This window comes from Inhella proteolytica (assembly GCF_016093275.1).
Taxonomy (GTDB): Bacteria; Pseudomonadota; Gammaproteobacteria; order Burkholderiales; family Burkholderiaceae_C; genus Inhella; species Inhella proteolytica.
Genome location: NZ_JAEDAK010000001.1, coordinates 211,577 through 237,380, shown reverse-complemented (window position 1 = coordinate 237,380; position 25,804 = coordinate 211,577). Strand labels below are relative to the sequence as shown.

Here is a 25,804-nt window from a genome sequence, read left to right as displayed (position 1 = left end):
GCATCATGCCTCTTGCGCGCCACCCATGGCCCTGCCTCAGCTGACCCCGACCACGATCGCCCCGTCTGCCACCGATCAGGTGTACGAGGCCCTGCACCGCGCCATCATCAGCGGCCAGCTGAAGGACGGCGAACCGCTGCGGCAGGAGGAGCTGGCGCGCCAGTTCCAGACCAGCCGCATCCCGGTGCGCGAAGCCCTGACCCGCCTGGAACAGCACGGCCTGGTGCAGATCAAGCGCTACCACGGCTACACCGTCAGCGGCTTGAGCCAGGCCGAGGTGGTGGAGATCTGCAATTTCCGCGCCCTGTTGGAAGGCGAATTGATCTTGCACGCGGTGCCACGCCTCTCCGGCCCGGTGCTGGCCGAGGCCAAGAAGCGCTGCCAGGCCTTCGCCAAGGAAAGCGACGCGGTGCGCTGGGGCGCGCTGAACCGCGACTTCCACTGCGCCCTCTATGAGCAAGCCGAGCTGCCCTACCACCTGCAGGCCGTGGTGGCCGCGCTGGACAAGACCGAGCGCTACCTGGTGGATCAGTTGCAGCTGACCGATGGACGCGCACAGGCGCGCGCCGAGCACCTGGCGATCCTGGAGGCCTGCGTGGCGGGCGACGCCAAGACCGCCGCCAAGCTCACGCGCCAGCACATCCTGGGCGCGTGCGAGCGCTTCGTGGCCTTCATGCAGGCCAGCGCTCAGGCTACGGCGCCGGGCAAACCGCGTCGACGTCCAGCGGCAGCCTGATTTCGAACACCGAGCCGCCGCCCGCCCGGTTGCGGGCATGGATGGAGCCCGCGTGGGCGGCCATGATCTCGCGGGCGATGGCCAGGCCCAGCCCAGTGCCGCCGGCGCCCGTGCGCGTGCGGCTGGACTGCACAAAGGGTTCAAAGATGCGCTCCAGTTCGGCCTCGGGAATGCCCGGGCCGCGGTCGGCCACGCACAGGCGCAGCGTTCCGGCTTCGCACTGCGCGTCCAGCTCCACGCAGGAGTCGGGCGGCGCCAGGCGCAGCGCGTTGGCCAGCACATTGCGCAGCACCTGCAGCAGGCGCTCCGGGTCGCCCTCCACGCGCAGGGCTTGTGCCGGCGCCAGCCAGCGCACGTGCACCGCGCGGCGCTGGGCCAGGGGTTCCAGCTCGCGCAGTGCAGCGTCCACCAGCTTGCGCAGGTCCACCGCGCAGCGTGGCCCCAGCACCTCGCCGCGCTCGGCCTTGGCCAGGTCGAGCAGGTCGCACACCAGCCTGAGCATGCGCTGACCGGCATCCTGGATGGCTTCGAACATCTGCCCCAGGCGCCCCTGGTCTCCGGCGCGGGCGCTGCCCAGTTCAGAAAAGCCCAGGATGGATTGCAGCGGCGTGCGCAGCTCGTGGGTGATGTTGGCCACGAAGGCCGTGCGCGCGCGCAGGGTCTGCTCCGCGGCATCGCGTGCCTGGGCAATGGCGCGTTCGGCCTCACGGAACTCGGTCACGTCGAGCAAGACCGCCATGATCAGCGGCTCCTCGCCCCCGGCCGCGGGTACCAGCAGCTTGTTGATCACCACATCGCGCAAAGAGCCGTCGGCGCGCTGAACCTGCATCTCATACCGCACGGGCTGCCCCGTCCGCAGCAGCTCCTGGTCCTTCTGCTGATGCAGCTCACGTTGCTCGGCTGGTGCGGCGCTGCACACCGCCTGGCCCACAACCGCCGCTGCCGGACGGCCGGTGAACTGCTCCCAGGCGCGGTTCACCACCCGGTAGCGCCGCGCCTGGTCGTACACAGACTTCGGCAGCGGGCTCACCTCCATCAGCTGCCGGCTGAACTCCAGCTGCGCCTGCAGGCGCTGCTGCATGTGGGTCCGTTCGGTCACATCCACCGCGCTGCCGGCCATGCCGATGAAATGCCCATCGCGCCACAGGGCCTGCAGATGCGCCTCGAACAGCCGTTCCTGGCCGGCGGCGTCGCGGCGGCTGAGCCCCAGGCCTTTGATGGGGGCCACGGGTGGCGCAGCGAAGTAGGCCTGCAGGCGCTGCTTGCTGCTGTCGTCGAAGTAGTCCCAGATGCTGGGGCTGCGCCGTCCGCCTTTCGGACCCTCGATCCGCCACTCACCCAGGTGCTGGTTCGCCAAGGTGACGTGGCCGGCCGCATCGGTGCGGAACACCAGTTCCTGCAAGCTGCGCAGGGTCTGGTCCAGCTCCTGTTCGCGCGCCAGGGCGCGGGCCTGGGCGGCATCGCGCTCGCGCTGGGCGCGCAGGCTGTCTTGCAGGCTGCGCACGGCACCGCGCGTGGTCCACGCCAGAAAAAGCAGGGCCAGCCCGCCGGCGCCCATCAACCACCGGGCGGTGTCGGCCCATTGCGCGTGCACGGCCTCCTTGTCGGACTCCACCCACACCATCAGGGGCCAATTGCGCAGCAGGCGAAATGCCGCGATCTGATCGCCCTCCCGCACACCCGGTCCCGTCCAACTGCCCTGCTCGCGTGCCGGCAGGTCGCGCTGGAAAGGCACCGATTGCAGCAGGCTGTCGCCCAGGCGGCGCCCGGCGTCGCGCGGGGCCGCCAGCAGCCGTCCATCCAAGCCGACCACCAGGGCACTGGTGCGTTCATCGCGCACGCTGGCGTGCTGCATGGCAGTGAGCGAGGCCAGCTGCACGAGCGCCACCAGGTAGTGCGGGCCCGCATCGCCGGCCGGCACGCTGCGCACCAAGGGCATGAAGCCCAGCTCTGGCATCCCGGCACTGGCCGAGCTGAACAAGTCGCGCCCGGGCTGAAAGGCCAGCAAGGCCGTCACACCCGGCGCTGGCAAAGGCCCCAGGCGTGCCAGGTTGACGTGCCGCCCCGCGTCGCGCGGCTGCGCGCTGGCCCGCACCTGGCCCTGCGCATCCACCAGCAGCAAGCCCCGCAGGAAGGGCAGATGGCGCTCGGTCTGCAAGAGCAGGGGCGGCAGGCTCTGGAAATCCGCCCCGCCCGCCGCGCCGGCCCGAACCCAATCCTCCAGCCCATCCAAGGCCAGGGCGACGCCGTCGATCTGGCGCCCCAGCGCATCGGCAAACAGGGCGCTCATCAACTCGTTGCGCGCAAGCTCGCGATCCGTGTGCTCCTGCCGCTCGTAGACCCACAGCAGGGCCAGGCCCAGCACCACGGAGATGCTCAGCACCACGCCGGCCACCACGAGTCCGACCGAGCGAGCACTGGCGCTCTGAGGGCTCGTCATGGCAATTGGGCAATCGGCAGCAGCCGGTGCCGCTGCGCCGCGGCACGCAGGCGTCCGTCGCGCTGGATGCGCGCCACGAACCCATCCAGCTCGGACCACCAGACGGCGTCGTGCGGATGCACGGCGTAGCCGTAAGGCATCACCTGGAAGGGCTGGGGCGGGCTGATGAGCACCGCCCAATCCGCGTTGTCCAACAAGCGGCGGCTGTAGGGGTAATCGGTCATGAACACGTCAATGCGCCCGCTCTCCAGCTCGCGCTCGCGCGTGTGCGGGGCCTGCACCCGCACCAGGCGCGCCTGCTGCAGTCGCGCGGCCATCACCGGCTCCATGAAGGTTCCGGCCTGCACGCCCACCACCACACCGGGGCGGTCGATGTCCTCCCAGCGTGCCACCACACGGCTGCCGCGCAAGGTGACGGCATAGATGTCGCTCTGGAGGTAGGCCCGCGTGAAGCGCAGTTGCTCCTGCCGGGCCGGCAGCATGGCGACCGCGAACATGGCGACATCGCAGCGCCGGCCGAGCACATCGCGCACCAGCGTGGCAAAGGAGGAATCGACGTACTCCACCGCCACCCCGAGGTCCCGCCCCAGCTCGCGTGACAGGTCAATGTCCAAGCCCTCCCAGGCCTGCGTGCGGGGGTGACGCAGGCTGATGCCGTAGTACTCCGGCCACACGCACACCCGCACACTGCCGCGGCTGCGCACGGTCTCCAGCGTTCCCGCCGTGGCAGGGCCGGCCCCCCCCAGCGCCAGCACGGCAGCCGCCAGCGCCAATCTCGCAGCCACTCCCGCAGCCACGCCCGCAGCACCCCCCAACACCCTCCACCACGTGGCCCGCAGCGGCGCCGCATCGCACCCGGCGCCCGCGCGCCAGCGCACGGCCACCCGGCCCAGAGCCGGCCCACTCATACCAACGCCCCGGCCACCAGCTTGAATTCGGCCAGACTCGGGCCCTGGGCCGAGAGGGCCTCGAAGCCCCAGCCCTCCCGGTCCACCTGCGCGCGCAGCGCGTCAAAGCGGGGCAAGTCACTCAGGAAGGCGCGCACCACGCGCGGATCGAACGCCCTGCCGCTTTGCGCGTGCAGCATGCGCGCGGCCTCCTCGACCCCGAGGGCCGGGCGGTAGCAACGGTCCATCGTCAGAGCGTCGAAAAAGTCCACCACCGCGACGATGCGACCACAGAGCGGGATCTCCTCGGCCCGCAGGCCATCGGGGTAGCCGCTGCCGTCCCAGCGCTCGTGGTGCGACAGCGCCACCTCCGCGGCAAGCTGGAACAAAGGGATGCGGGAGCGCCCCAGGATCTCAGCGCCGATGCGGGCATGCCCGTTCATCACGACACGCTCCTCGGCCGTCAGCGGGCCGGGCTTCTTCAAGACCTGATCGGGCACGCCGATCTTGCCGATGTCGTGCATGGGCGCCGCCTGACGCAGCAGCAACGCCCAGCTCTCGGGCTCGCCCAGCCGCAGGGCCAGGGCGCTGGCCAGGAAGCCGATGCGCACGATGTGCACCCCGGTGTCGTCGTCGCGGAACTCGGCCGCACGGGAGAGCCGCAGCAAGGCATCGTGGTGCGCGCGGGTCACCTCTTCCAGGGCTTCATTGCGCTCGCGGTACATGCGCCCGAAATCGGCCACCAAGCGCTCCATCTGGGCGGCGGCGGCGTCGCTGAAGGCATCCACGACGGGATCGCTCACGCCCAGGCCCCCTGCTTGCGGGCGGCGGCGGGCGGCGTGGGGCGCTTGCACAGGGTCTCCAGCAGCTGCAGCGGGCTGAAGGGCTTGACGAGGTAGTCGTTCGCGCCGGCCGCCAAGCCCGCCATCTGGTCGTCCAAGCCGTCCAGGGCCGAGAGCATCACGATGCGCACCGCATCGTTGCGCGGGTCGGCCCGCAGGCTGCGGCACAGGTCCAGGCCGTTGCGCGCGCCCGGCATCATCACGTCCAACAAGATCAGCTCCGGCCGGAAGTCGCGCAGCACCGCCTCGGCTTCCTCCACATGACTGGCCTCGCGGATCTCGCAGGGCTCGTACTCCAGGGTCATGCGCACCAGGCGCCGGATGTCCGCGTGATCTTCAACAAGCAGGATCTTCATCAGGGCAGCTCCGGGTAGAATTCGCGACGTTTCGCAAAGGTATCAGTTTTTTGATATTTTTGAGATGAAGCAGTCACCACGCCTGGGTCGAACGTGAATTCCGCACCCCTCCTTCCCGATCGCGACGACGAATGCACCACGGCCGAGGTCGCGCGTCGCCTTGGCTTGGCGGTGCGCTCGGTGCAACTGATGGTGGACCGCGGCGAGCTGCAAGCCTGGAAGACGCCGGGGGGACACCGGCGGGTCTCGCGGCGCTCGGTGGAAGACTGGCTGGCGCGGCGCATGGCGGGCACGCCGGCACTCGCACCCTCAACCCCCGCCGATGCCGCAGGGCCTTCCGCCCTCCCCGCTGCCGCACGGGCGGCTGCCGCCGGGCGCGCGCCGCGCGTGCTGCTGATCGAAGACTCACGCCACTACCAGAACCTGATCCGCCTGCTGATGGAGCAGCAGTTCCCCCACGCCGAGTTCCACGCCGCCGACGACGGTTATGCCGGTCTGGCGCTGGCCGGGCGGTTGGAACCCGATGTGCTGCTGGTCGACATCCTGCTGCCCGGCATGGATGGCGCCATGCTCATCGCCAGCCTGCGCAAGCTGCCCTTCTTCACTCACAGCCACGTGGTGGTGGTGACCTCGCTGGATGAAGAGGAGCGCCGGCCCTTCCAGCACGCGCTGCAGGGGGTGCCCGTCATCCACAAGGCGCGCCTGATGGTCGAGCTGCCCCCGCTGCTGGAGCCGTTGCTGCAAGCGTCCGGCGCAGCGCTGGCGTCCTGAGCGTCGGGCGGCGCGCGTCAGTCCCACCCCAGCTGCGCGCGGCATGAGCCCTGCCCCCCCACCGGCCCCTACACCTGCCCCCCCATCGGCAGCCGCGATCGCGCACGAGCAGGCGGTGGCGGATGCCTACTTTCGCGGCAACCTCGTCTTCTTCCGCCGCTTCCGCCAGGACTGTCTGCAGCAGTTTGTGATCGACCTGGCCGAGGGCGAGCGTAGTGCCCAGCAGGAGCAGCTGGATGGCCTCATGCATCTCGGGCACAGCCTCAAAACGGTGCTGCGCCTGATTGGTGACGAGCCCTTGGCCGACTGGGCGCGGCAGCTGGAACTGAGTGCCCGCGCCGCGGATGCGGCGGCGAGCCGCCGTGCCTGGGCGGCGCTGGCAGCCGGCCTGCAGCAAGTGCTGGCCTCCCACCCGCAGGAGCCCGGCGCCTGAACGCAGGGCGTGCGGTTTGCCACACCGCGCGCATTGGCTTCAATTTGCCAATTGCCAAAACTATCATTTCGAGCAAATATGCGGATCACAGTCCTTTGTGAGCCGCACGCATGTTTTCGTCCGCCGTCCCTGAGACCGACACCCTGCCCGACGACCCGCGCCGGGTGCTGACTTTTTCCTTGGCCGGGGCCGACTACGCCCTGGACCTGCGCTGGGTGCGCGAGATCCGCACCCCCGAAACGCCCACGCCGCTGCCCGGCCAGCCCCCGGCCGTGCTGGGCGTGACCAATCTGCGGGGTGACATGGTGCCGCTGCTGTGTCTTCGCACCCAGTTGCAGCAAGCCGCCCCCACGCAGGGCAGCGGCGCCGTGGTGGTGGTGCAGTTGCCGCGCGGCCTGCTGGGCTTGCTGGTCGACGCCGTGCAGGACGTGCGCGAGCTGGACGCCGGCGACCTGCGCCCACCACCGTTCCCCCAGGGCCGTGCCGCGCACCTGCTGGGCCTGTACCAGACCGGACGCCAACCGCTGCAGTTGCTGGACCCGATGGCCCTGGCCAGCGACGCCGCCCTGCACTGAACCACCGGAGAGCACCATGCACGCGATGAAGGTTTCCACCCGTTTGACCCTGCTGCTCGGCCTGCTGTGCGCCCTGATGGTGGCGCTGACCAGCGCCGGCATGTGGGGTGTCTGGCGCACCGACGCCACGCTGCACACCGTGTACGCCGACCGGCTGGTGCCCATGGAACAGCTTGGGGACATGCAGCACCGGGAGCTGCTGCGCCAGAAGGCCCTGCAACGCACCGTTGCCGGCGAGCTCGGCCTGGCCGAGACCCTGGGCGAACTGCAGCGCGAGCAGCTCCGGCTGGCCGCTCTCTGGAAGGCTTACTTGGCGACCTACCTCACGCCCGAAGAACAGGCGCTGGTGCGTGAACTGCAAACGGCCCTGGGCCCCTACAGCGCAGCCATGGACGGCGTGGTGCAGGCCTTGCAGGCCAACCAGCCCGATGCCGCGCGCGAACGGCTGCGGCAAGCCACAGGGCCGCTGTTTGCACCGGTGGACGAGAAGTTCGAAGCCCTGATGGAACTGCAGACCCGGGTGGCAAAGGCCGAATACGGCAGCGCCGTGGCCCGCTTCGAATCACTGAGCTTCTGGGGCAGCCTGGCCCTCGTTGTCGGGCTGGCATTCAGCGTCGGCGCGGGTACCTGGGTCGTGCGCAGCCTCACGCGTCAGCTCGGGGGCGAGCCGGCCCAGGCCGCCGAGGTGGCCCGCGCCGTGGCCGCCGGAGATCTTTGCGTGGACATCCCGCTGCGGAACGGGGACCGCGACAGCATGATGGCCGCCCTGGTGCAGATGCGCGACGCACTGCGCCAAGCCGTGCAGGCCGTGCGCGATGACGCCGACAGCGTGGCCACCGCCTCCTTCCAGATCGCCGCCGGCAACCAGGACCTGAGCCAGCGCACCGAGGAACAGGCCTCGGCCCTGCAACAGACCGCCGCCTCGATGGAAGAGCTGGGCAGCACCGTGCAGCACAACGCCGACAACGCCGCCTTGGCCCGCCAGCGCAGCGAGCGCGCCACCGAGGTGGTCCATGCGGGAGGTGGCGCCGTCCAGCAGCTGGTGGAGGACATGCACGGCATCCAGCACAGTGCCCAGCGCATCGCCGAGATCCTCAGCGTGATCGACGGCATCGCCTTCCAGACCAACATCCTGGCCTTGAACGCCGCCGTGGAAGCTGCACGGGCCGGTGACCAGGGCCGCGGCTTTGCCGTGGTGGCCAGTGAGGTGCGCAGCCTCGCCCAGCGCTCTGCCAGCGCCGCCAAGGAAGTGCGCGGCCTGATTGCCGACAGCACCGGGCGCGCCGAAGCCGGCGTGCGCCGCGCCGAGGAGGCCGGCCACACCATGGCCGAGGTGGTGCGCACCATTGAAGAGGTGCGCACATTGATCAGCGAGATCAGCAACGCCAGCCACCAGCAGAGCGAGGGCGTGCGGCAGATCGGCGAAGCCGTCAGCCAGATGGACCAGGTGACGCAACAGAACGCGGCCCTGGTGGAACAAAGCTCGGCCGCGGCGGAGAGCCTGAGCTCACGCGCCCAGGGCCTGCTGGCGGCGGTGCAGCGGTTCAAGCTGCCAAGCCTGCGGACCGAAGCGAGCTCGGGCTCGCCCCGCTCCGCCACCGCCGCCGCCAACCCCGAGCGCCGCAGCCCACAGCGCGCCACCAATGTGGTGCGCCCCGCGTTCGGCCTGCGCGCCGCCAGCCCCCAGCCCGCCGGGGCCCGCACGGGCACCGACGACGAGTGGACGAGCTTTTAGGCGCCTTGGGGCGCCGTCAGGAGCCTTTTGGAGCCTTTAGGCGCCCCCTCTCCGCCACTCAGGGCTGGGTGGCGAAGCCCCAGGCCATTGCGTCGTCCGGGTCGATCAGCAGCTGCGCGTCCAGCGTCAGGTGGGCGCGGCCGCGGATGAAGGGGTGAACCGCCCCGCCCTCCCCGGCCTGGTAATGCGCACGGAACACCGAACCGATGACGGACTCCTGCCGCCACTCCAGGCCGGGTGCCAGGTCGCCATCGGCGGCCAGGCAGGCCAGCTTGGCGCTGGTGCCGGTGCCGCAGGGCGAGCGGTCGTAGGCGGCGCCCGGGCAGAGCACGAAATTGCGGCCGTGGTTGGCGGGGTCGGCGGCCGGGCCGAGCAGTTCGATGTGGTCGATCTCGGCGCCATCCGCCCCGGTGATGCCCGCGCGCTCCAGCGCCGCGCGCACGCGCAGCGCGTACTGGGTCAGCGCAGCGGTGTGGCGCGGCAGCAGGGCCTGGCCGTGGTCGCTGCAGAGGAAGAACCAGTTGCCGCCCCAGGCCACGTCGCCGTGCACGGTCTGGCCGTCGTCCAGTTGCACCGCAATCTGGCGAGCCAGGCGGTAGGCGGGCACATTGGCCACGGTCACCGAACCGTCCTCGTGCAAAGTGGCCTGCACGGTGCCGACCGGCGTGTCCAGGCTCACGGTGCCGGGGCCGATGTGCCCCAGGTGCGCCAGCGTGGCCACCACGCCGATGGTGCCGTGCCCGCACATGCCGAGATACCCCACGTTGTTGAAGAAGATCACCCCCCAGTTGCCACCGGGCTGCTGCGGCGGGCACAGCCAGGCGCCCACCAACACCTCGGAGCCGCGCGGCTCCAGGATCAGGGCGCGGCGCCAGGCCTCGTGCTCGCTGCGCAGCCGGGCGAGGCGCTCGGCCATGGGGCCCGTGCCCAGGTCCGGCCCGCCGGACACCAGCACCCGGGTCGGCTCGCCGCCAGTGTGGGAATCGATGATGCGGGCGACTGCGGTCATGGGGGCTCCTGCGCTTGAGTGTTCGGTGAGACGGGCGTTATTGGATCCAATATACCGTTTGGCGGCAGCTCATCCAAGGCCAGGGCCGTGAAACCCGGGGCGGGGCGGCAGTCCTCGGGCAGCTGTTGGGCCCAACCCTCCCCCTTCAGCGCCTGGCCGCGCCGGTGGCACCACTCGACGCGCTGCAAGCCCGGCTGCCGCTGGTGCAGCCAGGTCTCCAGGTGCTGAGGCAAGGTGGTGCGGTGCCAGCCGGCGCGGCCGTCTTCCGGCGCGTGGCCGGCCAGGCTGACCCAGGGCACGAAGGCCATGGCCAGGAACCACAACGGGTTGCGCAGGGGCAGCGCGGCGGGGGCATAGCCCTGGACACGCAGCCAGGCCTGGGCCTCGGCGCGGCCCGCCAGGGGTTCAGGCGCCCAGGCCTGGGCCAGCAGCTCGGCCAGCCACTGGTTGCAGTTCTGGGCCTGCAGATCAAAGGGCTGGGCATTGGCCTGGTAGCGCGGCGCCAGCACGGCCAGCGCGGCCTCGCGCACCAAGGCGCGCTGTGCCAGGCGCGCGCCCGCCTCGCCTGCCAGCGGCAGCACGGCCACGAAGCCCTGGTCGGGGTCGTCGGTGCCCATCAGGAAGGCGGCCAGGCCTTGGTCGAACACGCGCGGCACGCCTTCGTCGCAGGCCAGGTAGAGCTGGCGCACCGCCCAGCGGCCTTGCGGGTGCTCACGCAGGGCCAGGGCGGCGTGGCTGTAGCGCAGGCCGAAGCGGCGCAGATTGGTGCCCGAGCGGGCCACCAGCGCGGCCTGCACGCCGCGGCGGTCGAGATCGGCGCGGATGTGGTCGCTCAGCTGCAGCAGGCGGTCGTGCTGGGCGGCGCTGAGTTCGGCACCGTTGTTGCACAGCTGCGGCCAGGAGCCGGCCTGCGCGCCGCCGCATAGCAGCAGCGCCGCCAGGGCCCCGCCCCGGCTCACAGCTTGTGCGTGGCCAGGTCGCGCGGGTCGCGCAGCGCCAGGAAGAAGGGCTCGGCCGCGCCTTCGCGCGCCACCGCCAGGCCGTAGCTACGCGGGCTCAGGCGCAGCTGCGCGCCGGCCTGCAGTTGCTCGGCGGCCACCAGCGTGGCCGGCAGCTCCAGCCACAGGGTCTGCTGCGCATCCAGCGGGGCTTGGCCCTGCAGGCTCAGGCGCACCCGCCCCGGGCGCTCAGGTGCAGGCGCCAAGGCCAGCACCTGATAGGGCCCGGCCTGCACCTGCGTCTCGCCGCTGGAGCTCTCGCTGCTCTTGCCGATTGAATCCGACAGGCTGCCGACCGACTTGGACGCCGAGCTGGCGACCGAGGAGGTGAAGCTGTCGGCCAGGGCCGGGGTCAACACAAGGGCGGCCCACAGGGGCAGGGAACGCTTCAGCATGGCAGTCACGGGAATCGCAGAACGGCCGAACGGTACACCCTTCAGAACCGAGAACCGGGCTGTTGCAGGAAGGCCAGCTCTTCGGGCGTGGAGGGCCGGCCCAGCACCTCGTTGCGGTGCGGGTAGCGGCCGAAGCGTCGCACGATCTCGGCGTGCCGGCGCTCGAAGTCCAGCGCATCCGGCGGGCCGTGGCGGGCGAACAGGGCTTCAGCCTCGGCATGGATGGCGACGGATTCGCTGTGCATATAGGGCATCAGCAGAAAGCGGCGCGGTTCGGGCGCCAGGGCCTCGGCCGCCCCGGCGGCCACGGCCTCCTGGGCCAGCACCAGGGCCATGGCGTCCTGCGCGAAGGCGCGCGCCTGGCCGCGGTACAGATTGCGCGAGAACTGGTCCAGCACCAGGATCTCCGCCAGCCGCCCGGCCGGCTTGGCGCGCCAGGCCCAAAGCTCGCCGGCACTGGCCCGCTCGTGCAGGGCGCCGAAGCGGCAGGCAATCACGGCGTCAAAGCCAGCGTCCACCTTCCACCACTGCGCGGGCTGGCATTCCTCAAACCAGAAGCGCAGCACGGCGGCGGCTTCGTCGGGCAGATGCGTCAGATCCATTCAAGCGTCTCCACTGGCCAGCTTCAGGCCGACGATGCCGGCCACGATCAGCCCCAGGCTGATCAGCCGCCCCGGCGTGGCGGGTTCATTGAACAGGTAGATGCCCAGGATGGCCGTGCCCACCGCGCCCACGCCCACCCACACCGCGTAGGCCGTACCCACCGGCAGGCCGCGCATGGCCAGGCCCAGCAGGCCCACGCTCAGGCCCATCGCCACCAAGGTGATGGCGGTGGGCCAGGGGCGCGTGAAGCCCTCGGTGTACTTCAGGCCGATGGCCCACACCACCTCCAGCAGGCCAGCCAGGAACAGAAGCAACCACTGCATGCGTGCCAAGCCTCCTCAAAGTGCCAGGTTGTCCGGCGTCAGCACGGTGCGCTTGACGTGCACGCCGATGATGGCGACCACCTCATCCGGCTGCGCCGGGCGCAGCAGCTGTTCGGATTCGACGGTGACCTTGGTGACGAGCGAGTCGTCTTCCAGCAGGCAGAACATCGGCGAGGGATCGGGCTCGCTCGGCAACTCGACGCGGCCTTCGAGCGAGCCATGCGGCACACGCAGGCCATCGAGCAAGGTCTTGAGGCGGTTGTCGAGGTCGCCGCCGTCGGTGATCAGGGCCCCGCGCGCCTGGCGGCGGAACAGCAGCACCGAGACCTCGGCATAGAGCTTGAGCCGCTGCGTCACCAGGGGTGCGAACAGCAACCCGCCCTTTTCGACCACCACCGACACCGCCCCCGGCCGCGCCGGGTGCGCCAGCAGGCTGGGTGCCGCCTCGCGCAGCGGCGAGGACTGCCAGAGCCGCTCCAGCTGCGGGTGCAGGGCGCGGCGGATGGCCCATTTGTGCGCCGACTTGGCCCCCTGCCCGTGCAACGGGCCTTCGTAGATGAGGCGGAATTCCATCGCGGCTCTTAACCGCGCAGCGGCAGGGCGATGCCGATCGCCATGAAGGCCCCGCCGCACGCCTGGTTGAAGCGCCGCCCCACCCGCTTCAGCCAGGGGCGCAGGCGCTGCGCCAGGCTGGCGAGCAGGAACTCGGTGACGATCTCCACCACCGCGAAGGTGCCGGCCATCAGGGCGAATTGCAGCGCCAGGCTGCGTGCGGGGTCGATGAACTGCGGCAGGAAGGCGGCGAAGAACAGCAGGGCCTTGGGGTTGGTCAGCGCCGAGAGCAGGCCCTGGCGGAACATTGCCAACCCGCTCAAAGGGCGGGCGTCGCCGCCCAGTTCCAGCTCGATGGGCGGTGAGCGCCACACCTGGACGCCCAGGAACACCAGGTAGGCGCCGCCGGCCCACTTCAGCACCGTGAGCGCCTGGGCCGAGGCCTGCAGCAGCGCGCCGATGCCGAACATCGACAGCGCGATCAGCACCACGAAGCCCAGGGCCCCGCCCAGGATGGTGTTGAGCGCACGTCGGCGCCCATGCAGCGCGCCATGGGTCAACGCCAGCAGGCCGTTGGGGCCGGGCGAGGCCGACAGGCCGATGGACGCCAGGAGGTAGAGCAGCCAGGTGGTGGGTTCCATGGGCCGACGATAGCCGCTGTCAGACCCCAGCGAGCCCCGAGCCAGGCCCTACCATCCCGGCCCCACCACCGAACGCTTCCTGATGCGCACCCTGAGCGAACTGCAGGCCGACTGGGAAGCCGGCCGCCTGGACGAAGCCGGCTTCGTGGCCCAGGCCCATGACTTGCACCGGCTGCTGGCCGCCCTGGTGCCGCCGCTGGTGAAGAGCGAGGTGCACCAGATCCTGATCGACGGCGAGGGCCTGCGCTTCGTGATGGGCGACGAGGCCGTGGCCCTGTGGTGCCCTCCCGACGACCCGCGCGCCGCGCCGCTGGAGGCGCTGAACTTCGGCGCCTACCAGGCCGACGAGAGCCGCGTCATCAACCGGCTGGCCGAAGGCGCCCGCTGCGCGGTGGAGGTGGGCGCCGGCCTGGGCTACCACGCGCTGCGCCTGGCGCAGCGCGAGCCCCTGGTCATCGTGCATGCGTTCGAACCGGATGCCGCGCGCTTCGAGCTGCTGTGGCGCAACCTGGCGCTGAACGCGCTGGCCGAGCGCGTGCGCTGCCACAACCTGGCGCTGGTGGCCGATGCGACCCAGACCGGACCCAGCCAGACCCTGGACGCCTGGGCGCGCGCGGGCGGCCAGCGGCCGGATTTCATCCGCTGCGCCGCACCGGCTGCGCTGGCGGTGTTCCAGGGCGCCCAGGCGCTGCTGGCCGAGCAGCGCCCGCGCGTGTTCACCCGCCTGCCCGAGCCGCAGGTGCACGCGCTGTTCGCCGCCCAGGGCTATGCCGGCTGGGCGCTGGGCGAGTACGGCCCGCGGCGCATGGAAGCGGAAGAAGACGGCGCTGGCTGCCGCTTCGCGGTCTTCCTGCACCCCGAGGCGCACGCCGAAGCCATCGAGGCCCTCGAAACCGAGGAGGCGCAGTGAGGGCCAGCGAGTTCGCCCGCCGCATTCGCCAGCACAGCGTGCGCCTGGCGCACCAACTGCAGGCGCCGGGCATCGGCTCGGCGCTTTCCATCGCTGATCTGCTGGCCGTGCTCTACGCCCCGGAGGGCGGCTGGCTGCGGCTCGACCCGGCACGGCCGCGCGACCCCTCGCGCGACCGCTTCCTGCTCTCCAAGGCGCACGCCGGCCTGGCGCTGCAAGCCGCGCTGGCCGAGCGCGGCTTCTTCCCGGTGCAGGAACTCGGCCGGCGCGCACAGCCACCGGGGCTGGAGTGCCCACCCTGCGGGCCCGCCCTGGCGCTGCCGCTCGCGGTGGGCAAGGCGCTGGCCGCCAAGCGCAGCGGCGCCTACTGGCGCACCGTGGTGCTGTGCGGCGACGGCGAGTGGCAGTGCGGTGCTGCCTGGGAGGCCCTGCTCTGCGCCGCCCAGCACAGCCTTGAGGGGCTGACGATCGTGATCGATGCCAACGGCCTGCAGGGCCTGGGGCCCTTGGATGGCGCCGTGCGCCTGGACCCGCTGGACGCCAAGCTGCGCAGCTTTGGCGTGGCGGTGCTGGAGGTGGATGGCCACCACCCGGCCCGCCTGCGCGCGGCACTGGACCACGCCCACCCCAACCAACCGCTGGTGCTGATCGCCCGCACCACCAAGGGCAAGGGCGTGAGTTTCATGGAAGACAGCGTGAGCTGGCACCACCGCGCGCCCAACGCCGAGCAGCTGGCGCAGGCATTGGCCGAACTGGAGGGCGGCGATGCGTAAGAGCTGGATGCACCTGCTGAACCAGGTGGCCACGCAGCGCCCCGAGCTGCTGCTGCTCACCGGCGACCAGGGCTATGGCCTGGTCGAATCCTTCGAGATGGCGCACCCCACGCGCTTCATCAGCCTGGGCCTGGCCGATCAGGCCCTGGCCGGCGTGGCCGCCGGCCTGGCCAGCGAGGGCCAGCGCGTGGTGCTGCACGCCGGCCGCCAGGGCGCGCGCCTGCTCCCCGCCTTGCGCGAGCTGCTGCCCGGGCAGTCCGTCATCGTGGTGGAGACCGACAGCAACGAGCCCCTGCCGCACCAGCTGCCCGGTTGGCTGCTGGCCACACCGGCCTGTCCGCAGGAACTGTTGGCCAGCCTGCGCCAGCTGCTGGCGCGTGGCGAACCCAGCTGGCTGCGCCTCGGCCCCGATGGCACCCAGCCCCTGCGCGGCGCCTCACCCACGGTGCAGCTGGGCCAGTGGGTGCCGCTGCGCGCTGAAGCCGCGCCGGCGCGCACGGCGCTGCTGGGCAGCGGCACCGGCCTGGCGCGCACCCGTCCGCTCGCGCCCCAGGCCACGCATTTCAGCTTGCCGCTCTGGGGCGAGCCCGCCGCCCCCTTCCAGGCCGAACAGATCGCCCGCTTCGATGAGCTGTTCGTCACCCGCGAGGACGGCCTGGCCGACTGGATGCTGCGCGTGGCGGCCGACGCCGGCCTGGGCGGGCGCGTTCACCCGGTCTGAGCTTTCAGCGTCTCCAGGGTCTCGCGCAGACTCTGCTCGAAGGGCACCCGCGGCGCCCAGCCGAGCTGCTGGCGCGCCCGCTGGCTGCTGAAGTTGAAGATCCGCCCGCTGACGCTGGTGGCAATCACCTCCGGTGTGGCAATGCGCGGGCAGCCGAGCAGATGGTGGTTGAGCCGGTCCACCCACGGCAGCAGCGGCGCGGCCAAGCGCGGCAGTTCCATCAGCGGCGCCTTGATGCGCGCGTCGACGCGGCCCAGCGCACGCACCAGCTCGGCAAAGCTGGGCGCGGGCTCGTAGGCCACGATGAAGCGGCCGCCGGCGCCGCGCTCGGCCGCCAGGCGATGCGCCGTCGCCACATCGCGTGCATCGACGAAACCGAAATTGCCCTGCGGCGCACCGAGCCGGAAGGCGCCCTTGCGGCAGGCCTGGATCAGGTCGATGGTGGGCGTGGATTGCGCAAAGCCGGGGCCGATGATGCCGGCCGGCAGGATGGTGGCGAGCTGCAGGCCGAGCTCCTGCGCCAGCCGCCAGGCCAGCTGCTCGGATTCGCACTTGGCGCGGAAGTAGGGCACGCGCAGGTCGGGGTTCCAGTCGGCCTCGGTGACCGGCGCGGCGCCGGGTTCGGTCAGCGGCAGGGTGACGACGGACGAGGTCATCACCACCCGCTTCACCCCGGCTTCGGCCGCTGCGCGCAGCACCGTCTCCGTGCCCCTGAGCGCGGTGTCCAGCATCTCGGCCTCGCGCCCGCGCTGGGTGATCGAGTAGACCGCCGCCACATGGAAGAGTTGGTCCACGCCCTGCAGGGCGGCGCGCATGGCGGCGGGCTCGCGCACATCGGCCTGGCACAGCTCCACCGCGCCCAGGGCCCGCAGCGGCGCGGTCTTGGCGCCATCGGCCAGCGCGCGCACGCTGGCGCGCACGCGGTGCCCATGCGCCAGCAGTTCGTCCACCAGGTTGATGCCGAGGTGGCCGTTGCCACCGGTGACGAGTGCATGCATGGGGCCTCCCAGGGCTGCCAGTGGCGCCAAGTCTGCGCACCGGCCCGGCCGCGCGCAAGCTGGCATCCCCCATGCCGGCACGGAGCGCGCGTTGGCTGCTGACGAAAGCCGCCGCGCCAGGGCGGCGCCACACTGGCGGCCTGCATGCCCGCCATCGACAGCACCCAAGCCCTGCAGCAATGGTTCCAGCGCAGCGGCGTGCGCGCGCCGCTGGCGGCCTGCATGGGGCCGCTGCCGCAGACGGGCGCATCGATCGCGCGCTGGGCGCGCGCCGAGCCGGACCCGCGCATCCAGGCGGTGCAACCGCACCCGGACAGCTACCGCATCGCGTTGATGCTGAAACCCCTGGAATCGCAGATCTGGGTGGGTGAGCGCGCGGTGTGGGGCGGGGTGATCGGCGCGCACCGCTTCCGCATCTGCCCGCCCGGCACGCCCAGCCGCTGGCGCCAGCTGAGCGGCTGCGACATCGTCAACCTCTTCATCCCCGTGAGCACCGTGCAGGCCCTGGCCGAGCATGGCGGCCTGCCGGCCGGCCCGCAGCTGGCCGCCACCCTGTTCGCGCCCGACCGCCTGGTGCTGGACCTGGTGGGCAAGATGCTCGACGCCCCGACCCTGGCCGGCACCTTGGCGCCGCAGTATTGCGACGGCCTGGTGAACGCCCTGCTCTGCTACCTGCTGGAGCGCTATGGCAAGACCGAAAGCGGCGGCGCCACGCCGGCCGGCCTGGGCGGCAGCCGGCTGCGCGCACTGCTGGCCTTTCTGGAAGCCGAGCTGGCGCGCGAGATCCCGATTGCCGAGATGGCGCGGCACTGCGGCATGAGCGAATCGCATTTCTCGCGCGCCTTCCACGCCGCCATGGGCCTGCCGCCGCACCAGTACCTGCTGAAGCTGCGCCTGGAGCGCGCCAGCCAGGCGCTGCGCGAGGGCGATGCGCCGGTCACGCAGATCGCGCTGGACCTGGGTTTCAGCAGCCCCAGCCATTTCGCGCGCTGCTTTGCGGCGCGCTATGGGCTGCCGCCGGCGCGCTACCGGCGTGAACAGGGGCGCGGAGAGGCGCCGCACTGATCGGGGTCTTCCCGCAGCGGGCTGCGGCCGCAGCAGCTTTGTATCGGTCGGGCAGGAATGGGCGCGCAGGGCGGCGGGGGGCTGCGAAGAATCGCGCCGCCTGATCACCCGCCCACCACCCCCTCCTTCTGCCGGCCCATGCCCAACCCCCTGCCCCGTCTTCATCCCCTGGCCCTGGCGCTGTGCTGCGCGCTGCCCTGCCTGGCCCAGGAATCTCCCAGCACGCTGGAACGCGTGGAAGTCACCGGCTCGCGCATCAAGCGCCTGGAAGCCGAAACCGCCTCGGCCGTGCAGGTGCTGAGCCGCCAGGACATCGTGCGCTCGGGCGCGCTCAACCTCAGCGATCTGCTGCGCAACCTGCCGGCCGGCAATGTCGGCGGCATTGCCACCGATGGCCCGGTGGATTCGACCTTCGGCAGCGCCGGCATCTCGCTGCGCGGCCTGGGCGTGGGCTCCACCCTGGTGCTGGTGAATGGCCGGCGTGTGGCGCCCTTTGGCTTCGGCACCGCCTCCTTCGTCGACACGAACTCGATCCCGGTGGACGCGATCGAGCGCATCGAAACCCTGCTGGACGGCGCCTCCGCCATCTATGGCGCCGACGCCATCGGCGGCGTCGTCAACATCATCCTGCGCAAAGGTTTCGAAGGCCTGGTGGCCACGGCCGGCGCGGGCCAGAGCTCGCGCAGCGACGGCCGCTCGGCCTCGCTGAGCCTGAGCTGGGGTCAGGGCAATCTGGCCAGCCAGGGCTACAACCTCTTCGTCACCGCTGCCCACCGCGAGCAGGACCCGGTGCGCGCCGCCGACCGCTGGCGCACCCAGAACGCCGACTTCCGCCGCTTCAACCTGGCGGATCGGCGCTCCAGCTTCTACCGCAATGTCTACAAGCTCACGCCCACGTCCGGCACCTACAACACCGACCCCGCCAACTTCATCGGCCCGCTGACCGGCCTGGACCAGCCCTGCACCCCGGTGAGCGGCAGCACGCCCGCGCTGAACGGCCGCTGCGTGAACGACAACACCCAGGCCGTGAACCTGGTGGCGGGCTGGGATAGCGACAGCCTGTACAGCGCCGGCGTGCTGGCCCTGCCCGGCGGCCTGGAGGCCTTTGCAGACGCCGCGCTCACCCGCACCACCTACAACACCCGCAGCTTCAGCTACGCCACCGATTCCTACGGCTACTACACCTACGACCTGGTGGACAAGCTGGGCCAGTACGGCAACGCCCCCGGCGCGCAGATCACCTACCTGATCCTGCCCGTGGGCCACCGCCAGAACCCGCTGCCCAATGCCGAGGTGGGTGTGCGCTACCTCTTCAACGATGTGCCCGCCGCCATGGGCAGCGACACCCTGAACCAGCGCTACACCCTGGGCCTGCGCGGCAGCACGGTCGGCTGGGACTGGGAGAGCGCGCTGATGCTCTCGCGCGCCCGCACCGAGAGCTCGGTGCAGGGCTTCTTGCAGGACAAGGTGCTGCTGGAAGAGGTGCTGGACGCCAACGGCAAGGTACGCCCCGGCTTCACGCTCGGCAACGCCGCCGCCAACCCGCCCGAGCTGATGGCGCGGCTGTACCCGCGCATGCTCAACATCGGCCGCACCGCCACCGATTCCTTCGATGTGCGCGCCAGCCGCGAGCTGCTGCAGCTGCCCGGCGGCGCGCTGGCCGTGGCCCTGGGTGCCGAGTACCGCCGCGAGAAGGTGGATTCGGTGCCCGACCGCCTGTTCTCCGAGGGCGCCATCTCGCTCTGGAACATCCAGGGCGCCAGCGGCAGCCGCAAAGTGAGCGCCGCCTACGCCGAGGCCATTGCCCCGCTGCGCAAAGGCCTGGAACTCTCGGCCGCCACGCGCTGGGACGAGAACAGCGACTTCGGCCGCTCCAGCACGCCCAAGCTCGGCCTGAAGTGGCAACCGCTGCAGCAAGTGCTGCTGCGCGGCACCTGGGCCGAGGGCTTCCGCGCCCCCACCCTGCCCGAGCAGCACATGGGCGTGCAGACCTACTACATCAAGGTGCGCGACCCCAAGCGCTGCCCGCAGTTCGACACCGCCAACCCCGACTGCGACCGCTATGTGGTGGGCGTCTACGGCAATGCCGGCGACCTGCGCGCCGAGACCTCGCGCAGCCGCTCGCTCGGCCTGGTGCTCCAGCCCACGCGCAACATCAGCCTGGCGCTGGACGCCTATGAGATCAAGCGCCAGGGCGAAGTGGCCTCGATGAGCACCAGCTACCTGCTCGACCACGAGGCCGAGTTCCCGGGCAAGGTGGTGCGCGGCGCGGCCTCGGGCCAGATCGACAAGATCTACCTGACCGCCACCAACCTGGCCATGACCGAAGTGCGCGGCCTGGACGCCGAGGCCCGCTTCCAGTTCATGCTGCCGGATAGCCTGGGGCGCATGAATCTGCAGTTCACGCACAACCGGCTCTCCCGCTACGCCCAGGCCAATGCGCCGGATTCGCCGCTGGAAGACACCGTCGGCTATTACCTGCGCCCCAAGGAACGCAACCGCTTCGGCCTGGCCTGGGACCGCGGCGTGTGGCAGTTCAGCCTGAACTGGAACCACACCGGGGCCTACCAGCTGGCGTCCGATTCGAGCGTGAACTGCAGCTACGCCAGCCAGGCCACGCCGCGGCCGGACTACTGCCGCGTCAAGTCCTGGCTGACGGCGGATGCCTATCTGGGCTGGCGTGGAGTGAAGGACCTGGAGGTCGGGCTTTCGGTGCGCAATGTGGACGACGCCGAGGCGCCGTTTGATGCGGACCGGATTGCGTATCTGCAGGGCTTCAACCCGGCGTATCACAACCAGTTGGGGCGGTACTTTCAGTTGTCTGTGAAGTACAAGTTCTGGTGATCGGCTTGTTCTTCTGAGTAGGAGCCCGCAGGGGCTTCACCCCAGCACCCGACCCCCTTTTCTTTGCTGCGCCAAAGAAAAGGGGGGAAAAGAAAGGCGCTGAATACACGCAGCCGACCTAGGGTCGGCCGCGACTGCACGGCTGGTTCACATGGCTCCCACAGCCCTCCTGGGACTGCGAAAACCTGCCCGCTAAGCTGGCCGGAGTACCGGCCGACTAGACCACCGCAAACCATCGCGGGCTCTCTGCGATGAATGGAGCCCCAACGAGCCTTTTGGCTTGGTTTGGCGCTGGTTGGGGCTCAGTTCTTCGTCGCTCGGAGGCCATGGTCCTGGCTGCCCGGGACGACCGGTACCCCGGGCGCCTTCGTCGTCCTGACCGGCGCAGTCAGATGAGGGCTCGTGTCAGTGTGAGCCCAAGCACCGCCATCACAGTTCGCCCCTAGGGCGACTGTGTTCTTGAGCGCCTTTCTTTGCCCCGCGTTTCTTTGGCAAGACAAAGAAATGCGGGTCGGGGTTCGGGGGTGAAGCCCCCGAGGGCTTTCACGATCAGCCTTCACCCATACAACAAGACACTCCAAACCATGAAAGCACTGCTCGCCCTCACCCCGCTGCTCCTCGCCGCCTGCGCCGCGCCAACCCCGCCCATCCCCAACGACAGCCTGGCCGCCGAATGCCCGCATGAAGTCCAGTACGCCCCGTTCGGCACCGAGTCCGACACCCTCGCCGACCTGAAAAAGCGAGCCGAACAACGCCTCCAAGCCATCGGCCTGCAAGCCCAGTGGCAGGCGCCCGAAGGCCAGCCCTTCACCGACAGCGATGAAGACCGCGAGCGCCTGCGCAGCCTGCTGGCCATCGTCATCCCCGCCTACGAGCGCTACCGCCCCGCCCTGCTGCGCCACATCGGCCTCAAGCGCCTGGAGTTCGTCAAGAACCTCAGCGTGGCCGGCCAGCTGCGCCGCGCCATGCCGGCCGCCGAACGCGACAGCGTGGTGTATGCCGATGTCGGCGGCCCGCCCGCCTGCCCGGCCGGTATCGAGCTGCGCGCCCACCACGAGCTCTACCACTTCATCGACCACCGCCTGTTCGGCCACTACTACCCGCGCGATCCGGCCTGGCAGGCCCTGAATCCGGCCGGCGCGCCGTACGGCGCCGGTGGCGCCACGGCCTATGGCAAGAATTTCCAGAACCTGGGCCACCCGCAGGCCGGCTTCGTCAGCCGCTACGCGCTCTACGGCCCGGAGGAAGACAAGGCCGAGCTGTTCGGCTGGCTGCTGACACCGGGCTACCGCGAGCGCGTGCTGGCCTGGAGCGCGCAAGACGCAGCGTTGGACGCCAAACGTCGCTTCATGGAAGCGCTGCTGCAGCGCTTGGAGCAAGAACCCCTGCCTCAGACCCCACCGGTCACGTCCAGCACCGAGCCGGTGACGTAAGAGGCCGCATCCGAGGCCAGCCAGAGGATCGCCTCGGCCACCTCCTGCGGCTGGCCGCCGCGCTTCATCGGCACGCGCGGCGCCAGGCGCTCCACGCGGCCGGGCTCGCCGCCCAGGGCGTGGATGCCGGTGTGGATGAAGCCCGGGCGCACCGCGTTGACGCGGATGCCCTCCTCCGCCACCTCGGCGGCCAGGCCCTTCGTGAGCGTGTCGATGGCGCCCTTGCTGCAGGCGTAGTCGATGTACTCGCCGGGCGAGCCGCTGCGCGCCGCGACCGACGAGAGGTTGACGATCACCCCACCGCTGCCGCCGCGCCGCGTGGACATGCGCCGCACCGCCTCGCGGCAGCACAACAGGGTGCCGATCACATTCGTCTGCAGCACCGACCGCATGCGCTCGACCGACTGGTCCTCCAGCCGCGCCTGCGTCATCAGGATGCCGGCGTTGTTCACCAGCACCGTGGGCGGGCCGAAGGCCAGCTGGCAGGCGTCGAACAGGGCCAGCACCTCGGGCTCCTGGCCCACATCGACCGGCACCGTCAGGCATTCGCCACCTTCGGCGCGGATCGCTTCCGCCAGCTGCGCGGCACCCGCCGCATCGTGGTGATACGTCGCCACCACGGCGTAGCCGGCGCGCGCGAAGCGCTGCGCGGTGTGCGCGCCGATGCCCTTGCTCGCACCGGTGACGATGACCACGGGCCGGCTGCTTTGCATGGCGCGCTCCTCGGGCTGCTACTTCATCAAGAGCTGCAGCAGCAACTCCACGCGCGCCTGCGGCGCACTCAGCGCGCCGGCACTTGGCAGCTCGCCGCCAATCACCGGCCCGGCCGCGCAGCGCGTGCTGCGCAGCACCGCCACGCCCTGCTCCTGCGCCTCGCGCAAGGCGGCTTCCAATGGGTTCGCCAGGGTGCCATTGCCCGTGCCCGCCACCACCAGGCCCAGGCGCCGGCCCTCGCGCCGCGCCAGTTCCGTCAACAGGGGCACCTGGGCGCCATCCACACCCGCCGCGTTCCACAGCAGCTCCACGCGCGGCCAGGCGGCGGGCTCCAGCGGCAGGCGCTCGGCCCCCAGGCCATCGCCCGCCGGCCAGGGCGCCAGCGCGCGCAGGCTGCCGCTTTCCACCAGCGCCACCGGCCCACCATCGGGCGAGGCAAAGGCCTGCACCTGGTAGCTGTGCACCTTGCGCACCCGGTCCGCCCGGTGCACCGCGCCGCCAAACACCACCAGCACGCCCTGCACACCGGGCGTGCGCGCCACGTTCACGGCGTCCAGCAGGTTCTGCGGGCCATCGGCACTCAGGGCCGTGGCCGGGCGCATGGCGGCGGTGAAGACCACCGGCTTGGCGGGCTTGAGCACCCGGTGCAGCAGGTAAGCCGTCTCTTCCAGCGTGTCCGTGCCATGGGTGATGACGACGCCCTGCACCGCCGGGTCGTCCAGCAGCGCCTGCACGCGCCGCGCCAGCCGCGCCCAGGTGCCGAAGTCCATGTCCTTGCTGTCCAGCTGGGCCAGTTGCTCGAAGGCCAGCGGCACCCCCTGCAGGGCCGGCACGGCCGCCACCAGCTGGTCGATGCCCACCGCGCCGGCGCGGTAGCCCACATGGTCGGTGCTGCTGGCCGCGCTGCCGGCAATCGTGCCTCCGGTGCCGACGATGAAGACCTGGCTTGGCATTCCTTGAACTCCTGGATAAAAATGCAGGGGCTGGATACCCATCCAGCCATCCCAATCCAGCCATTGTGAGCGAGGCCCCGTGAGCAACACCAAGATCGCCCTGACCCCCCGCCAGCAGGAAATCTACGACCTGGTGCGTCGCTCCATCGAGCGCACCGGTGCGCCGCCCACCCGGGCCGAAATTGCGCAAACCCTGGGTTTCAAATCGCCGAACGCCGCCGAGGAACATCTGCAAGCGCTGGCGCGCAAGGGCGTCATCGAACTCGTCAGCGGCACCTCACGCGGCATCCGGCTCAAGAGCAGTGAGCTGCGCAGCCTGCGCCGCGGCAAGCCGGCCCCGGAAGGCCAGCTCAGCCTGCCCATCCCCGGCCTGGCGCAGCTGATGCTCCCCCTGGTGGGCCGCGTGGCCGCCGGCCACCCCATCCTGGCGCAGGAGCATGTGGAAGCCCAGATGGCCGTCAGCCCCGAGCTGTTCCGCCAGACGCCCGACTACCTGCTGCGCGTCAAGGGCCTGAGCATGCGCGACGCCGGCATCCTCGACGGCGACCTACTGGCCGTGCGCAAGGCCAGCGAGGCCCGCAACGGCCAGATCGTCGTCGCCCGCATCGGCGATGAGGTCACGGTGAAGCGCTGGAAACAGGACGCCGACGGCCTCTGGCTGCTGCCCGAGAACCCCGATTTCCAACCCATCCGCGTGAACCCCGAAGAGCCCTTCGCGCTCGAAGGCCTGGCGGTGGGCCTGCTTCGCGGCGATTTGCACTGAAGCCATGGCCACCAAGGCCGCCAGCGCCGCCGAGTGCGAGCGCTTCGAGCAGATCCCCAACATCGGCAAGGCCATGGCGGAAGACTTCCGCCAGCTCGGCTTCGTGCACCCGCGCGAGCTGGCCGGCCAGGATCCGCTGGCGCACTACCAGCGCATGTGCCGCCTGAGCGGCCAGCGCCAGGACCCGTGCGTGCTGGACACCTACATGGCGGCGGTGGAATTCATGCAAGGCGGGCCGGCCAAGGCCTGGTGGGCCTTCACGGCGGAGCGCAAGCGGCGGTTTCCGGACCTCTGAGGCACCGGGCCGCCCCCCTGGAAGCACGCAGGCGCCCCTTGGCACCCGCAGCCCACAATCGCCGCCATGAGCCAAGCCACCCTCGAAGCCCTGTACGCCGCCTTCAACCGCCTGGACGCCGATGCCATGGCGGCCTGCTATGCCGAAGACGCCGAGTTTGACGACGAAGCCTTCAGCCTGCGCGGCAAGCGCGAGGTCGCCGGCATGTGGGCCATGCTCTGCAGCGCCGTCAAGGCGCAGGGCGCCAAGGACTGGGAGCTGCGCGTCGGCCCCATAGGCCCGAACACCGCGCACTGGGAGCCGATCTACCGCTTCTCGGCCACCGGCCGCATGGTGCACAACAAGATCGACAGCCAGTTCGAGTTCAACGCCCAGGGCCTGATCCGCAAGCAGCGCGACCGCTTCGACTTCTGGGCCTGGTCACGCCAGGCACTGGGCGCGCCGGGACTGTTGCTGGGGTGGAGCGGCTTCTTGCGGCAGAAGGTGCGCAAACAGGCGCGGGGGAATCTGGAGCGGTTCCTCAAAAAGAGCGGTTGAAGGAAACCGAACCGGCGGCAATTCAAGCCTGCCACCGTCGCGCCTGGAATGGCTCTGAGCAACGCGAGAAGCTATTCCAGGCGCGGCCGCCAGGGGCGCTCGCAGCCCAGCCAGACCACCGTCGCGCATTGCTCCACCTACAGCCCGCCCGATGGGCAGTTCCTCATGATCCCGCGCACCGCCATTCGCTTCTACCTCTTGGCCCTCTGTGGAAGCGCTGTCCTCACCGCCGGCCTGGCTTGGTACAGACACATCGCCACTGCCCGTGAACTGGTGGATCTGGCCACCCTGGTCGCAATCGGCCTGGCGTTCGTGGCTTTTCCGCTGTTGGGCCCAGGAAAGTACTCGGAGTCCTACCGACTTGAAGAGGATCCTTCGGGCACCGAATCACCCCACACGCTGAGCAACCGAGCCCGCGGTGCGCTGGCCTTGGCGGCCGCAGGTTCTTGGCTCGGCCTGACGATTGCCTTCGACTTGTCCACGCGCTGATCTGGAACATCAT

29 protein-coding genes are annotated in these 25,804 nt (G+C 70.7%); 15 read left to right on the top strand and 14 right to left on the bottom strand.

Translation table 11 applies throughout. From position 1 onward, the window contains the following. The first annotated feature begins 25 nt into the window (after positions 1 to 25). Entirely contained in the window at positions 26 to 736 is a 711-nt protein-coding gene (locus I7X39_RS01025; RefSeq protein WP_198109090.1) for a GntR family transcriptional regulator, read from the top strand. Here I7X39_RS01025 and I7X39_RS01020 read toward each other — a convergent pair. The 4 genes from I7X39_RS01020 to I7X39_RS01005 form a co-directional block, all read right to left on the bottom strand. Further along, positions 693 to 3,176 (bottom strand): cache domain-containing sensor histidine kinase, encoded by a 2,484-nt coding sequence (locus I7X39_RS01020; RefSeq protein WP_198109089.1) that lies wholly within the window; start codon positions 3,174 to 3,176, stop codon positions 693 to 695. The two genes, I7X39_RS01025 and I7X39_RS01020, sit on opposite strands and share 44 nt — an antisense overlap. Then, positions 3,173 to 3,961 carry a substrate-binding periplasmic protein gene (locus I7X39_RS01015; RefSeq protein ID WP_310739820.1) on the bottom strand — a complete coding sequence of 263 codons (789 nt, stop codon included), beginning with the start codon at positions 3,959 to 3,961 and terminating at the stop codon, positions 3,173 to 3,175. The genes I7X39_RS01020 and I7X39_RS01015 overlap by 4 nt, the downstream gene beginning before the upstream one ends. Positions 3,962 to 4,080: 119 nt before the next feature. Next, the gene (locus I7X39_RS01010; RefSeq protein WP_198109395.1) at positions 4,081 to 4,818 is read right to left on the bottom strand and encodes an HD-GYP domain-containing protein; all 738 of its coding nucleotides are present in this window, start codon (positions 4,816 to 4,818) and stop codon (positions 4,081 to 4,083) included. Positions 4,819 to 4,862: 44 nt separating this feature from the next. Then, positions 4,863 to 5,261 carry a response regulator transcription factor gene (locus I7X39_RS01005; protein WP_310739818.1) on the bottom strand — a complete coding sequence of 133 codons (399 nt, stop codon included), beginning with the start codon at positions 5,259 to 5,261 and terminating at the stop codon, positions 4,863 to 4,865. A gap of 93 nt (positions 5,262 to 5,354) precedes the next feature. On the opposite strand from I7X39_RS01005, the gene I7X39_RS01000 reads away from it, so the two are divergent. From I7X39_RS01000 to I7X39_RS23540, 4 genes are all read left to right on the top strand, one after another. Further along, positions 5,355 to 6,032 carry a response regulator gene (locus I7X39_RS01000; RefSeq protein WP_310739817.1) on the top strand — a complete coding sequence of 226 codons (678 nt, stop codon included), beginning with the start codon at positions 5,355 to 5,357 and terminating at the stop codon, positions 6,030 to 6,032. Positions 6,033 to 6,075: 43 nt separating this feature from the next. Beyond that, complete coding sequence (locus I7X39_RS00995; protein ID WP_198109087.1) at positions 6,076 to 6,465, top strand: Hpt domain-containing protein; 390 nt, start codon at positions 6,076 to 6,078, stop codon at positions 6,463 to 6,465. A gap of 110 nt (positions 6,466 to 6,575) precedes the next feature. Further along, positions 6,576 to 7,040 carry a chemotaxis protein CheW gene (locus I7X39_RS00990; RefSeq protein WP_198109086.1) on the top strand — a complete coding sequence of 155 codons (465 nt, stop codon included), beginning with the start codon at positions 6,576 to 6,578 and terminating at the stop codon, positions 7,038 to 7,040. Between the two features lie 16 nt (positions 7,041 to 7,056). Then, a complete protein-coding gene (locus I7X39_RS23540) occupies positions 7,057 to 8,775 on the top strand; it encodes a methyl-accepting chemotaxis protein (protein WP_310739816.1) in 1,719 nt (572 codons plus the stop codon). Positions 8,776 to 8,833: 58 nt separating this feature from the next. Here I7X39_RS23540 and I7X39_RS00980 read toward each other — a convergent pair whose 3' ends face one another. From I7X39_RS00980 to I7X39_RS00950, 7 genes are read right to left on the bottom strand one after another with little or no spacing between them, the layout of a single operon-like run. Continuing rightward, positions 8,834 to 9,784, bottom strand: coding sequence for a 4-hydroxyproline epimerase (locus tag I7X39_RS00980; RefSeq protein WP_198109085.1), 951 nt, complete (start codon positions 9,782 to 9,784; stop codon positions 8,834 to 8,836). Further along, positions 9,781 to 10,743, bottom strand: a complete 963-nt coding sequence (locus tag I7X39_RS00975) for a DUF2145 domain-containing protein (protein ID WP_198109084.1) — start codon at positions 10,741 to 10,743, stop codon at positions 9,781 to 9,783. Before I7X39_RS00975 ends, I7X39_RS00980 begins: the two co-directional genes overlap by 4 nt. Next, positions 10,740 to 11,177: a hypothetical protein gene (locus I7X39_RS00970; protein WP_198109083.1), complete on the bottom strand. Its 438-nt coding sequence runs from the start codon at positions 11,175 to 11,177 to the stop codon at positions 10,740 to 10,742. The genes I7X39_RS00975 and I7X39_RS00970 overlap by 4 nt, the downstream gene beginning before the upstream one ends. A gap of 41 nt (positions 11,178 to 11,218) precedes the next feature. Next, positions 11,219 to 11,779, bottom strand: coding sequence for a DUF924 family protein (locus I7X39_RS00965; protein WP_198109082.1), 561 nt, complete (start codon positions 11,777 to 11,779; stop codon positions 11,219 to 11,221). Continuing rightward, positions 11,780 to 12,103, bottom strand: a complete 324-nt coding sequence (gene sugE / locus I7X39_RS00960) for a quaternary ammonium compound efflux SMR transporter SugE (protein WP_198109081.1) — start codon at positions 12,101 to 12,103, stop codon at positions 11,780 to 11,782. It lies immediately after the preceding gene. Positions 12,104 to 12,118: 15 nt separating this feature from the next. Continuing rightward, positions 12,119 to 12,676 carry a hypothetical protein gene (locus tag I7X39_RS00955; RefSeq protein WP_198109080.1) on the bottom strand — a complete coding sequence of 186 codons (558 nt, stop codon included), beginning with the start codon at positions 12,674 to 12,676 and terminating at the stop codon, positions 12,119 to 12,121. A gap of 8 nt (positions 12,677 to 12,684) precedes the next feature. Beyond that, positions 12,685 to 13,296: a LysE family translocator gene (locus I7X39_RS00950; RefSeq protein WP_198109079.1), complete on the bottom strand. Its 612-nt coding sequence runs from the start codon at positions 13,294 to 13,296 to the stop codon at positions 12,685 to 12,687. A gap of 82 nt (positions 13,297 to 13,378) precedes the next feature. Between I7X39_RS00950 and I7X39_RS00945 the strand changes: the two genes are divergently transcribed. The 3 genes from I7X39_RS00945 to I7X39_RS00935 are packed head-to-tail and all read left to right on the top strand — an operon-like array spanning position 13,379 to position 15,700. Continuing rightward, positions 13,379 to 14,206 (top strand): class I SAM-dependent methyltransferase, encoded by an 828-nt coding sequence (locus I7X39_RS00945; RefSeq protein WP_198109078.1) that lies wholly within the window; start codon positions 13,379 to 13,381, stop codon positions 14,204 to 14,206. Continuing rightward, complete coding sequence (locus tag I7X39_RS23535) at positions 14,203 to 14,979, top strand: thiamine pyrophosphate-binding protein (RefSeq protein ID WP_198109077.1); 777 nt, start codon at positions 14,203 to 14,205, stop codon at positions 14,977 to 14,979. The genes I7X39_RS00945 and I7X39_RS23535 overlap by 4 nt, the downstream gene beginning before the upstream one ends. Continuing rightward, positions 14,972 to 15,700, top strand: a complete 729-nt coding sequence (locus I7X39_RS00935; protein ID WP_198109076.1) for a hypothetical protein — start codon at positions 14,972 to 14,974, stop codon at positions 15,698 to 15,700. The genes I7X39_RS23535 and I7X39_RS00935 overlap by 8 nt, the downstream gene beginning before the upstream one ends. On the opposite strand, the gene I7X39_RS00930 is transcribed toward I7X39_RS00935, so the two are convergent. Further along, complete coding sequence (locus I7X39_RS00930; RefSeq protein WP_198109075.1) at positions 15,688 to 16,698, bottom strand: NAD-dependent epimerase/dehydratase family protein; 1,011 nt, start codon at positions 16,696 to 16,698, stop codon at positions 15,688 to 15,690. The two genes, I7X39_RS00935 and I7X39_RS00930, sit on opposite strands and share 13 nt — an antisense overlap. 144 nt (positions 16,699 to 16,842) lie before the next feature. Here I7X39_RS00930 and I7X39_RS00925 point away from each other — a divergent pair, with 144 nt between their 5' ends. From I7X39_RS00925 to I7X39_RS00915, 3 genes are all read left to right on the top strand, one after another. Then, positions 16,843 to 17,763: an AraC family transcriptional regulator gene (locus I7X39_RS00925; protein ID WP_198109074.1), complete on the top strand. Its 921-nt coding sequence runs from the start codon at positions 16,843 to 16,845 to the stop codon at positions 17,761 to 17,763. A gap of 138 nt (positions 17,764 to 17,901) precedes the next feature. Next, a complete protein-coding gene (locus tag I7X39_RS00920; protein WP_198109073.1) occupies positions 17,902 to 20,607 on the top strand; it encodes a TonB-dependent receptor plug domain-containing protein in 2,706 nt (901 codons plus the stop codon). Positions 20,608 to 21,191: 584 nt separating this feature from the next. Continuing rightward, positions 21,192 to 22,040 (top strand): zinc-binding metallopeptidase, encoded by an 849-nt coding sequence (locus tag I7X39_RS00915; protein ID WP_198109072.1) that lies wholly within the window; start codon positions 21,192 to 21,194, stop codon positions 22,038 to 22,040. Here the strand turns inward: I7X39_RS00915 and I7X39_RS00910 are convergent. Together I7X39_RS00910 and I7X39_RS00905 are read right to left on the bottom strand one after the other, a co-directional pair. Next, entirely contained in the window at positions 21,998 to 22,753 is a 756-nt protein-coding gene (locus I7X39_RS00910) for an SDR family oxidoreductase (RefSeq protein WP_198109071.1), read from the bottom strand. The genes I7X39_RS00915 and I7X39_RS00910 overlap by 43 nt on opposite strands. Positions 22,754 to 22,771: 18 nt before the next feature. Beyond that, on the bottom strand, positions 22,772 to 23,707 hold the full coding sequence (locus I7X39_RS00905; RefSeq protein WP_198109070.1) for an asparaginase: 936 nt from the start codon (positions 23,705 to 23,707) through the stop codon (positions 22,772 to 22,774). Between the two features lie 79 nt (positions 23,708 to 23,786). Between I7X39_RS00905 and lexA the strand changes: the two genes are divergently transcribed. The 4 genes from lexA (at position 23,787) to I7X39_RS00885 (ending at position 25,791) form a co-directional block, all read left to right on the top strand. Further along, complete coding sequence (gene lexA / locus I7X39_RS00900) at positions 23,787 to 24,470, top strand: transcriptional repressor LexA (RefSeq protein WP_310739815.1); 684 nt, start codon at positions 23,787 to 23,789, stop codon at positions 24,468 to 24,470. A 4-nt stretch (positions 24,471 to 24,474) separates the two neighbouring features. Beyond that, a complete protein-coding gene (locus tag I7X39_RS00895) occupies positions 24,475 to 24,765 on the top strand; it encodes a helix-hairpin-helix domain-containing protein (protein ID WP_198109069.1) in 291 nt (96 codons plus the stop codon). Between the two features lie 66 nt (positions 24,766 to 24,831). Beyond that, on the top strand, positions 24,832 to 25,302 hold the full coding sequence (locus I7X39_RS00890; protein WP_198109068.1) for a nuclear transport factor 2 family protein: 471 nt from the start codon (positions 24,832 to 24,834) through the stop codon (positions 25,300 to 25,302). 165 nt (positions 25,303 to 25,467) lie between these two features. Continuing rightward, positions 25,468 to 25,791, top strand: coding sequence for a hypothetical protein (locus I7X39_RS00885; RefSeq protein ID WP_198109067.1), 324 nt, complete (start codon positions 25,468 to 25,470; stop codon positions 25,789 to 25,791). Positions 25,792 to 25,804 lie beyond the last annotated feature (13 nt).